This is a genomic window from Spirulina sp. 06S082 (assembly GCF_034932145.1).
Taxonomy (GTDB): Bacteria; Cyanobacteriota; Cyanobacteriia; order Cyanobacteriales; family Spirulinaceae; genus CCY15215.
The window spans coordinates 1-9,221 of the sequence record NZ_JAYGHV010000184.1 but is presented as its reverse complement, the minus strand read 5'-3'; the positions used below and the strand labels follow the sequence as shown (position 1 = coordinate 9,221).

Here is a 9,221-nt window from a genome sequence, read left to right as displayed (position 1 = left end):
GACAGTCGCTATGCTGCTTATGGGAAGCATATTCGCGAGGCTATTGACAAAACCGATGCCGCAGGAGATGCAGACACGGCCGATCTTTATACCGAAATATCTCGGGCGATCGATAAACGCCTCTGGTTCTTAGAATCACATTTGGTGGGATAAGCGATCGCATCACACTATGAGAAATCTAGATGAGAAATCTAGATGAGAACTTTAAGGGAACAACTTCAACGGGGTCGCATCGCCGGTAACTGATGACTGGCAATGACCGCTAAATGTTGAAAAGAGTAACCCATTCCCCGTTCGGTGACAATAAATTCCGGCTGCTTGGGATCGGTCTCAATTTTGCCTCGCAATCGAGAAATGTGAACGTCCACTAAGCGCAAGTCTCCGGGTTGTCTGGGACTATAACCCCAGATAGCCTGTAAAATCTCCGCGCGGGAAATGGGTTTTCCAGATTGAGCAATCAGCAACTGTAAAATATTAAATTCAATTTCTGTTAGGCGAATCAGACGATCGCCGAGAGAAACTCGCCTTTTGTTGGGATCGATACGGAGAAGGCCAATTTGAGTGATATTAGGATCGTCCTCATTATTTTGCCAACTAATCTTTTTAACACGACGCAAAATAGTTTGGATTCGCGCTTCTAGTTCTTTAGGAGAAAAGGGTTTTACTAAATAATCATCTGCTCCAATTTGTAATCCAGTAATGCGATCGGCTACATCAGCTAAAGCAGTTAGCATAATGATAGGAACATCAGAATCTTTACGAATCTCTTGACAAGTATAATACCCATCACCATTGGGAATCATAACGTCAAGAATGATCAGATCCGGAGTTTCTTGAAAAAACAAAGCGAGTGCTTCTTCACCGTCAGAAGCGGTAACGACTTCGTAACCTACCATTGTTAAACGAGTTTCTAGGATTCGTCTTACCGCAGGTTCGTCGTCTACCACTAGGATTTTTCCCTTGTGGTCTGTCACGTTTCGCAAGAATTAGTTAAAACTAATTGAGATAATAAACAAAAGTATTTCACTGTTTTTGAGCATATCACGATCGCCAACCCTGAAGCAAATACAAAACTCGGCACTAAAACGCAAAAAATATTGTTTTAGTTTTTTTCTCTGTCTCTGGATAGAGTTGTTTTTTTCAGTAAGTTAATAAATCTTTACACTAAAAGAATTCATCTCGGTTGAGAATATAACTTGGGAGACTTGTTGAAGGTTCTACTATACCGTGAAATAGGATTAATTTTATCGAGATTTTCAGAATGTTGGGCTTTCTCAACCTTAATAAACCGGCGGGATTTACCTCCCACGATTGCGTAGCGCAGGTTCGGCGATTGCTAAAATTGAAACGAGTTGGACATGGAGGAACTCTCGATCCAGCCGCAACTGGAGTTTTACCGATCGCCATCGGCAGAGCAACTCGTCTTCTGCAATATCTTCCAGAAGAGAAAGCCTATCATGCTCGGGTTCGCTTTGGCTGGCGAACAACTACGGACGATCTCGAAGGAGAAGTTTTAGAGCAGCGATCGCACTGCGGGATTGAATTAGAACAAATCCAAACAATATTACCTCAATTTATTGGTAAGATCGAGCAAATTCCTCCTATTTACAGTGCCATTCAACGAGGAGGAAAGCGGATGTATGAATTGGCAAGAGCAGGAGAAAAGGTCGATGTTCCCCCCAGAATTGTAGAAATTCAGAACATTAAAATTTTAAGCTGGAATCTGGGAGAATTTCCTGAATTAGAGGTTGCTATTACTTGTGGTGGGGGAACTTATATTCGGGCGATCGCGCGAGATTTGGGGGATTTACTCGGGACGGGAGGAACTTTAGCCAAATTGGTAAGAACGAAGAGTTGCGGTTTGGAATTAGTAGAGAGTATTACTTTGGAAGAGTTGGAAAATGCCATTAAACGGGGAGAATTTCAACCCATTGCACCAGAAGTTCCCCTCGAACATCTTGAGGCGATCGCGTTAGAAATGGATATTGCAAAACGATGGTGTCAGGGACAAAAAATCCCCGCAGAAGAGTGGGTTCAAACAGACAAATTTGTTCGCGTTTACGATCTAAATAAACATTTCCTCGGCATTGGCCAGCAAGTTAATACTGATGGTGAATTGCAACTCATCCCCAAAACTGTTTTAATGGGTTGACCGAACTCTATAACTAGAATCTAGCTATTCCGATCTTTTTATGCCGCAACCTCTCAAAAATGCTGTTTATATTATTGGCGCAGGACCTGGAGATCCGGAACTTCTAACCCTAAAAGCGCATAATATTCTCACTCGTGCAGATGTTATTCTCTACGCAGATTCTCTTGTTCCTAAGCAAATGTTACGGGATATTCGTCCCGAGGCTGAATTGATTGCGACGGGTAATAAAACCCTTGAAGAAATTTTACCGATAATGTGCGATCGCGTCCGTGCTAATCGTTCTGTCGTCCGCTTACATTCAGGAGATTTATCTCTTTATAGCGCCATTCAAGAACAAATTCAAGGATTAAGCGCCGAAAATATCCCTTTTGAACTGATACCAGGAATTAGTGCTTATCAAGCGGCGGCGGCTAAATTAGGCACAGAATTAACTATTCCTGGATTGGTACAGACTATTATTTTAACTCGTATTAGCGGTAGCGCATCGGCGGTTCCAGAAGCAGAAGAATTGGCTTCCCTAGCAGCACATAAAGCCAGTTTGTGCCTCTATTTAGCGGCACGTCATATCGAAGCAGCAGAAAATAAATTGCTGCAATATTATCCTCCAGATACTCCTGTGGCTATTTGTTTTCGCATCGGTTGGAAAGATGAAAAAATCTGGCTAGTTCCTTTAGAAAAAATGGCGATCGCCTCTCGAGAAAATGATTTAATTCGCACGACATTATATTTAATTAGTCCAGCTTTAAAAAACAGCGATAATGCGCGATCGCGTCTCTATCATCCCGAACATTCTCATTTATTTAGAAGTAACAAAAAACAGTGAATAGTGAATAGTTATTTAACTAATTTCTTGCAGGGCTTTTTCAAGAGCAGCCGTTTTAAAATCGAGTTTAATGGCACTATGAAAGTTTGGCGTTACAGTAATATCATCAATGGTGTAGACATTAACTAATCCAAATTGAATAGCTTTAATATCAGCTTTGCGAGGGATAATTTCTACATATTTTCTTAAATATCCCGTACTTAAATTCAAATCTACATCAATACGATGGTAATTTCCGACATTAACTAAACCAAACATTTTAATATCAACGTTAGATTGTTCTTGACGAAGGGTATCTTGTAATGTTAAGGCTGCAACGTCGATAATTTCTTCAATTTGTTGAGGATCGGTTAAATTTTGTTGAAACTTCTGCAAAAGTTTGAGGAGACTATTATCGTCTTGATTCTCTAAAACAAACTCTAAATTAAATCCTAATTTTTTCTCATCGATCGCGCTTTTAAGATAGGCGATCGTTCCTTGTTTAAAACTTTGTGGAATAGAAGAGGACAGTTTTCCAGACTGTTCTGAATTTTCTTCCGCTTCTAATAAACCAAAGCGAATCAGCAGTTTGTCAATGCCTAAAATTTGCTTTTGTACGGCTAAAATCAAGGTAGATTTGAGATTAGAACGGAATTCACCCAGAGGATCGAATAACCACCAAACCCGACGAATGGGAGATAAACGAGGAAGGTGTTCTCCTTTTGTCCACAGTTGTCTCAGTTCAGTATATTTTAGGTATTCTGAGAACCATTGTGCTTTCCAATACGGGAGTTTGATAAATAGTTTTCCCGCAGAAAAGTCAAATGTGAATTTAGAATTGCGATCGAAGGAAAACTCGATTTCATAGAGTTGAAATAAAGTTGTTCGTTGTCCTAAAATTCCAATTTGAAAATCTCGTAAAAAATTGGCTGCTGCATCAATTTGATACAAAATTATTTTTCTAACGGGTTGGATGTTCAGATTATTTCCTAACTTAATTGTAATGTTATAACTGGTTTCTAAACGACGTACTTTTTGGGGGGGGATTTGACGACGCACTAATGACTCGCGAACTTCGCGATCTTGTGTTTTGAGCGAATTATGGGCATAATCACTACAGAAGATTAAGAAATCTTCTCTCGTTTCTTTGGATTGAGGAGTTTTAGACATTCTTGATGGTCAACGGTGCAATTATTTTGACTGTATTAGAGGGTTTGGAGACCAAACCCCTACGTTATTGTTCGATCGCGGTTAATATCATAAAATACAATAAAAATGTATCAAAAATCTTTATTTTCCCTTATCCTCGCTGTTATAGTCGCGATCGCGCTTTCCGCTTGTACTCCTTCTCAAATTAGCGCCCAAGAGCGTTTATTTTTAGATGTATCCCTCGAATTTGTCGGGGAGGTACAATTACCCAAAATGGAGTATAAGGGGACGAGAGTGGGAGGATTGTCGGGCATTACTTACGATCGCGATCGCAATATTTTCTACGCTCTCTCCGACGATCGCCATAATGCTCGCTTTTACACCCTCAATCTAACATTTTCCGCCGAAAAGTCTCCTCGGATTGAAATCAAAAATGTAACATTTCTTAAAGATAAAACAGGAAATCCTTATGCACAAGGGGCGATCGATCCTGAAGGCATTGCCCTTACGTCTAAGGGGACGTTATTAATATCAAGTGAAGGGATACCCAGTCGAAAAATCGATCCTTTCGTGGCAGAATTCGATCGCCAAACCGGACAATATCTCACAGAAATTCCTCTTCCTGCCCGTTTTTTACCTAACCAACCTATCCGCAAAGAAGATATCCCTCACGGAGTCCAAGAAAATTTGGGTTTTGAAGCACTGGCGATCGGGATTTCTGGTTTAATTCCCGAAGACCCTTATCGCATTTTTACTGCCCCAGAATTTGCCCTCGTTCAAGATAATATCGATCCGACTCCAGAAGTATCTCCCCGAATTCGTTTGTTACATTACGTTATTAATCCGATTGGTTCGCCTTTATTAATTTCTGAAAATCTCTATCTCCTCGATCCCGCTTCAGAGGGAGTTATTGCCAACGGTTTAACGGAATTATTGGCTCTCGATCGCGAAGGATTTCTCCTCAGTTTAGAACGAACATTTGATGGTATAGAAACAGGTGCAAAATTGTTTCAAATTGCCACAGGAGGAGCAACGGATACTTCTCGCATTGCCACCTTAAAAGGCGATCTGAGTACCGTAACTCCGCTACGCAAACAACTATTACTCGATTTGCAAGATTTGGGCATTGTCCTCGATAATTTAGAAGGGATGACCTTTGCTGGACGTTTACCGGATGGATCGCCAAGTTTAATCTTAGTCAGTGATGACAATTTTAATGAACGGCAAGTCACGCAATTTTTAGTTTTTCGCTTTCAAGAAAAACCATGATAAACTAATTTTGAGTTTTGAATTTTGAATTTTTATGTCTCATTCAACCGATATTCTTACCCTTGCTCGCTGGATGTCCGCCGATTTTAGTAATGAGGAACAAGCGATTGAAAATCCACCTTTTTTCGCTCATATCCGCGTCTGTATGCGACCGTTACCTGTAGAGTTATTATCGGGGGTTAGTTTGTTGCTCGAACAGGCCTATGATTTTATGTTAAATCAACCCTATCGCTTGCGGGTATTAAAATTAAAAGTAGTAGACGATCGCCTCGGTATTGAAAATTATAAAATCAAAGACCAAGAAAAATTTTACGGTGCAGTGCGCGATCGCGATCGCTTGCCAGAATTAACCCCAGAACATTTAGAGAAGTTACCCGGTTGCGATTTTATTGTCCGTTGGACAGGGAATAGTTTTCAAGGGACAGTTGAACCAGGAAAAGCCTGTAAGGTGATACGAAAAGACAAGGAAACCTATTTAGACAGTACCTTTACCGTCGATGCAGAAAAACTCATCAGTTGGGAGAAAGGACTCGATCCGCAAACCGATGAGCAAATTTGGGGGGCGATCGCCGGGGCTTTTCATTTTCAGCGTCGGGAAAGTTTTGCTCATGAAGTTTCTCTTCTTGTTTAAATTAGTTTCTTATTTAAACAAGGATTATCTGACTTCAAAAAAGCACACTTGAAGCCAGCCAAAAGTCCTTCAAGTGTGCTTTTTTCTATTATAAGCCAGCCTTGTATAAAGAGATTGGCTGGCGGTTTTTATTGATTGAATCCATTGTAAACTTTTGTATCCTCTTCTCATAATTTTTTAATCTTTTCTTTAGATTTGTTACTAATTGCGCCATCATTCTCCAAATCGTTTAAGATTTGCTTAAGATTTCAATCGAACAAACTCTACTTTAAGAGGAACATAACGATGAATGCTTCAATATTGCGCCAACTGTGGATTTTAGTCGAGCAGATTCAAGCAACGACGCTTTTAAAACTGAGCGATACAGAATTGGTAACAAGGCTTTTGAAGCAATTGAGACCAGGTCATCCGTTTAGTCGTGAAGAGGAAATGTTTTGGGGTCAGTATATTAGTTCCAAGACTTTGTTGATCCGAGATTTGGCTGAGACGCGCTTAACTTAATTTTAGGATTTTAGGCAATTCTCAAGATTTGCCCGAGGCGATCGCCACTGCGGGACTGGCCTCCAATCGTTGTAATGCTTCAGATGAGGAGGTAGACTTTCCATTATGACCCTCAAGCGCCTCAGAATTGAAACGATAGCCAACATTCCGCACGGTTTGAATTAAACTCGGTTGTTCGGGTTCTGTATCTAATTTTTTGCGTAATGATAAAACATGAGTATCAATCGTGCGAGGATTATCGATCGCATCAGGCCAAGCGCGATTTAATAACTCGGATCGACTTAGTGGAGTACCTTCAGCTTGAGCGAGAATATAAAGCAAGCTAAATTCTTGGGGAGTTAAATCGATATAATTCTCTTGTAAGCGCACGCGACGCTGTACCAGATCGATTCTCAAAGCCCCGTAGTTCAAATAAAGCGGCGCACTCGTAACCCGCAAACGCCGTAATAAAGCCTCAACCCGCGCCAAAAATTCCTGCATCCCAAAAGGTTTTTTGAGATAATCATCGGCTCCTGCTTGTAAACCTGCCACAATATCACTTTGATTGATACGAGCCGACAACACCAAAATTAAAGACTGTTTCTGTTGATACAACCAACGGCATAACTCAATGCCATCCCCATCGGGTAAATCCGAATCAACAATGACAAGGGGAGGCTGACGACGAGAAAGGATTTCCCTAGCGCGATCGAGGCTGTCGGCTTGTTGGCACCAATAGCCAGCCTGTTGCAGATGCCACCCCAATAGCGATCGCAGGTGAGGATTCCCTTGAACAATTAAAATTTGAACCGAATCCACCTTAGCTTTATTCCCCTTGCAAATTATGTCGGACACTTTACCAAAGTTTACATCAACTTGTTGTAGCTCTTGCTACCTCAGTTGATTTGTTTGACTTAACTGCACTAACTTCCTGAAGTCAGATGCCGAAACGTGAAGGTTGAGATAAACTTAAGAATATAAACAATAAATTGTGTCAATCCTTGTTTTAGAAAACGGTTTTAATCGTATCCTCTCTCATTTTAGTCGATCCCTGCTCTTGTTGAATTCAATTTAAAATTATGCTAACTGATGCACTGTGTATTCGCTACTACCAAAGATTAACTGATGCTTTGGTAGAATCCTGGCAAAGAGGAAACCGCTTCACGGAACTGCAGTTGTATATGGATGGATATATTGCCAGTCTCCGTCACAGCAATGCCCTCGAACCCTATCTCATTCACCGTTTGGAGGAGGAAGTTTTCCGTTTCTTGCGCGATCCTTCTAATTTTGAGCTTGCTTTCCCTCAAACTGAAGTTGAGGCAGATTATTATTAATGAGGGTTGGATGAGTTTCGCGATCGCGATCGCCAACCAAATCGGATTTTAGGTGCGATCGCGATCGCCTGCTTGGAAACAAATTATAGTGATTGTTTCGTATTTTCATATAAAATACGATTCTCAAGCATGGCAAAGACATTTATAGCGATCGCGATTTTATGTTTGCTATTTGGAGTAGGATCGTGAGATTTTGAGAACAATAGTGCATTTTCAATAGATATGCTACTATTGAGAAAATAGAGAAAAAATTTAAAATTGAGTTCCATGCCAGAGAAGCCAGAGAAAAAATACTCACTTTGTCTTTTGTTTGATTCCTCGCAAATTACTCCCTCTGAACTTAAAAGTAGAATAGAAGACGTACTGAAAAAGTATTTATCAGATATAGAATTGTCTATAAAGCCCAATCATTCTAAATTCATTGAGTTGAACATTTTAGGTTCTCGCGAAACTTTAGATAAATGTCACAAGAAAATCAATAAAATTTTATTAGATAAAGGAGGACTTACATTTATTCGCTTACGTGATGAAGTGGGTGATGAAGTTCGCAAACAGGCTTACTCAATTTTGGCTGATATCGAACAACGTTTTCGCACATTTATTAATCGAGCATTGGTAGAGGTAAGAGGTTTTAATTGGGGAGAAAGTCTTGCTCCTAGCAAAATCAGAGAACACGCAGAATCAATTCGCGGAAAGCATCAAAATAACGATTTTATACTAGACTTTCTTGAATGCACTCAGTTTGATCATTTAATAGATCTTGTAACTGCTGAAGTTTCTGAATGGTCTAAAGAGAAAGAGATTTCTGTATATGAGCTATCTGAGATACTGTCTGATTGTACGTCTATTTTAGATATCAATAAAAAGATTCAAGATAAATTGAAATATTTTTCATTTTGGGATGTTTTTTCTGTATATTTTGAAGATCTCGAAAGTTGGGAAAAACTAAAAAAAGACAGTATAAACTGTATTATTAATGAACGACATAAAGTTATGCACCACAGACCAATAAGACTGGGCGCAATACAAATGCTGGAGACAAAAAGAATAGAAATTTTTAGGGTTTTAGACTCTGCTAAATTAGAATTATCAGAGCCAGAAGCTATAGAAGCAATGGATATTTTAGAAGGAATAATGAGAAGTGGCTCAGAAATATCCAAGCGACAAAAATCAACGTTAGAATCTGTTGCAACAATCTTAGAATCATTAAAATCTCAAATAGCAATAGATTCAGTAGCACAACAGGTGGCAAGAAATTCACAATTATTAAAATCTCAAATAGCAATAGATTCAGTAGCACAACAGGTGGCAAGAAATTCATACTTATTAAAATCTCAAATAGCAATAGATTCAGCAGCACAACAGGTGGCAAGAAATTCACACTTATTAAAATCAAAATCTCAA

At 39.7% G+C, this 9,221-nt stretch carries 12 protein-coding genes; 9 read left to right on the top strand and 3 right to left on the bottom strand.

All coding sequences use genetic code 11. The features are described from left to right. Positions 1 to 153: ferritin-like domain-containing protein (locus VB714_RS27435; protein WP_416309676.1), on the top strand; the 153-nt coding region annotated here is incomplete at its 5' end. A gap of 65 nt (positions 154 to 218) precedes the next feature. Here VB714_RS27435 and rpaB read toward each other — a convergent pair. Beyond that, positions 219 to 974 carry a response regulator transcription factor RpaB gene (gene rpaB / locus VB714_RS13450; protein WP_323224967.1) on the bottom strand — a complete coding sequence of 252 codons (756 nt, stop codon included), beginning with the start codon at positions 972 to 974 and terminating at the stop codon, positions 219 to 221. Positions 975 to 1,261: 287 nt separating this feature from the next. Between rpaB and truB the strand changes: the two genes are divergently transcribed. Next, positions 1,262 to 2,152 carry a tRNA pseudouridine(55) synthase TruB gene (gene truB / locus VB714_RS13445; protein ID WP_323224966.1) on the top strand — a complete coding sequence of 297 codons (891 nt, stop codon included), beginning with the start codon at positions 1,262 to 1,264 and terminating at the stop codon, positions 2,150 to 2,152. A gap of 40 nt (positions 2,153 to 2,192) precedes the next feature. Then, positions 2,193 to 2,975, top strand: a complete 783-nt coding sequence (gene cobM / locus VB714_RS13440; RefSeq protein ID WP_323224963.1) for a precorrin-4 C(11)-methyltransferase — start codon at positions 2,193 to 2,195, stop codon at positions 2,973 to 2,975. Positions 2,976 to 2,990: 15 nt separating this feature from the next. On the opposite strand, the gene VB714_RS13435 is transcribed toward cobM, so the two are convergent. Further along, positions 2,991 to 4,124 (bottom strand): hypothetical protein, encoded by a 1,134-nt coding sequence (locus VB714_RS13435; RefSeq protein ID WP_323224961.1) that lies wholly within the window; start codon positions 4,122 to 4,124, stop codon positions 2,991 to 2,993. Positions 4,125 to 4,229: 105 nt separating this feature from the next. Between VB714_RS13435 and VB714_RS13430 the strand changes: the two genes are divergently transcribed. From VB714_RS13430 to VB714_RS13420, 3 genes are all read left to right on the top strand, one after another. Continuing rightward, the gene (locus tag VB714_RS13430) at positions 4,230 to 5,372 is read left to right on the top strand and encodes an esterase-like activity of phytase family protein (protein WP_323224960.1); all 1,143 of its coding nucleotides are present in this window, start codon (positions 4,230 to 4,232) and stop codon (positions 5,370 to 5,372) included. Positions 5,373 to 5,406: 34 nt separating this feature from the next. After that, entirely contained in the window at positions 5,407 to 6,003 is a 597-nt protein-coding gene (locus VB714_RS13425; protein WP_323224958.1) for a chromophore lyase CpcT/CpeT, read from the top strand. Between the two features lie 285 nt (positions 6,004 to 6,288). Next, positions 6,289 to 6,504, top strand: a complete 216-nt coding sequence (locus VB714_RS13420; RefSeq protein WP_323224956.1) for a hypothetical protein — start codon at positions 6,289 to 6,291, stop codon at positions 6,502 to 6,504. Positions 6,505 to 6,525: 21 nt separating this feature from the next. Here the strand turns inward: VB714_RS13420 and VB714_RS13415 are convergent, their stop codons facing one another. Further along, complete coding sequence (locus tag VB714_RS13415) at positions 6,526 to 7,302, bottom strand: response regulator transcription factor (RefSeq protein ID WP_323224953.1); 777 nt, start codon at positions 7,300 to 7,302, stop codon at positions 6,526 to 6,528. A 260-nt stretch (positions 7,303 to 7,562) separates the two neighbouring features. Between VB714_RS13415 and VB714_RS13410 the strand changes: the two genes are divergently transcribed. The 3 genes from VB714_RS13410 to VB714_RS13400 all read left to right on the top strand — a co-directional run. Further along, a complete protein-coding gene (locus VB714_RS13410) occupies positions 7,563 to 7,817 on the top strand; it encodes a DUF6761 family protein (protein WP_323224951.1) in 255 nt (84 codons plus the stop codon). A 6-nt stretch (positions 7,818 to 7,823) separates the two neighbouring features. Next, complete coding sequence (locus tag VB714_RS13405) at positions 7,824 to 8,006, top strand: hypothetical protein (RefSeq protein WP_323224949.1); 183 nt, start codon at positions 7,824 to 7,826, stop codon at positions 8,004 to 8,006. A 78-nt stretch (positions 8,007 to 8,084) separates the two neighbouring features. Continuing rightward, the coding region (locus VB714_RS13400; RefSeq protein ID WP_323224947.1) for a hypothetical protein at positions 8,085 to 9,221 on the top strand (1,137 nt) is incomplete at its 3' end.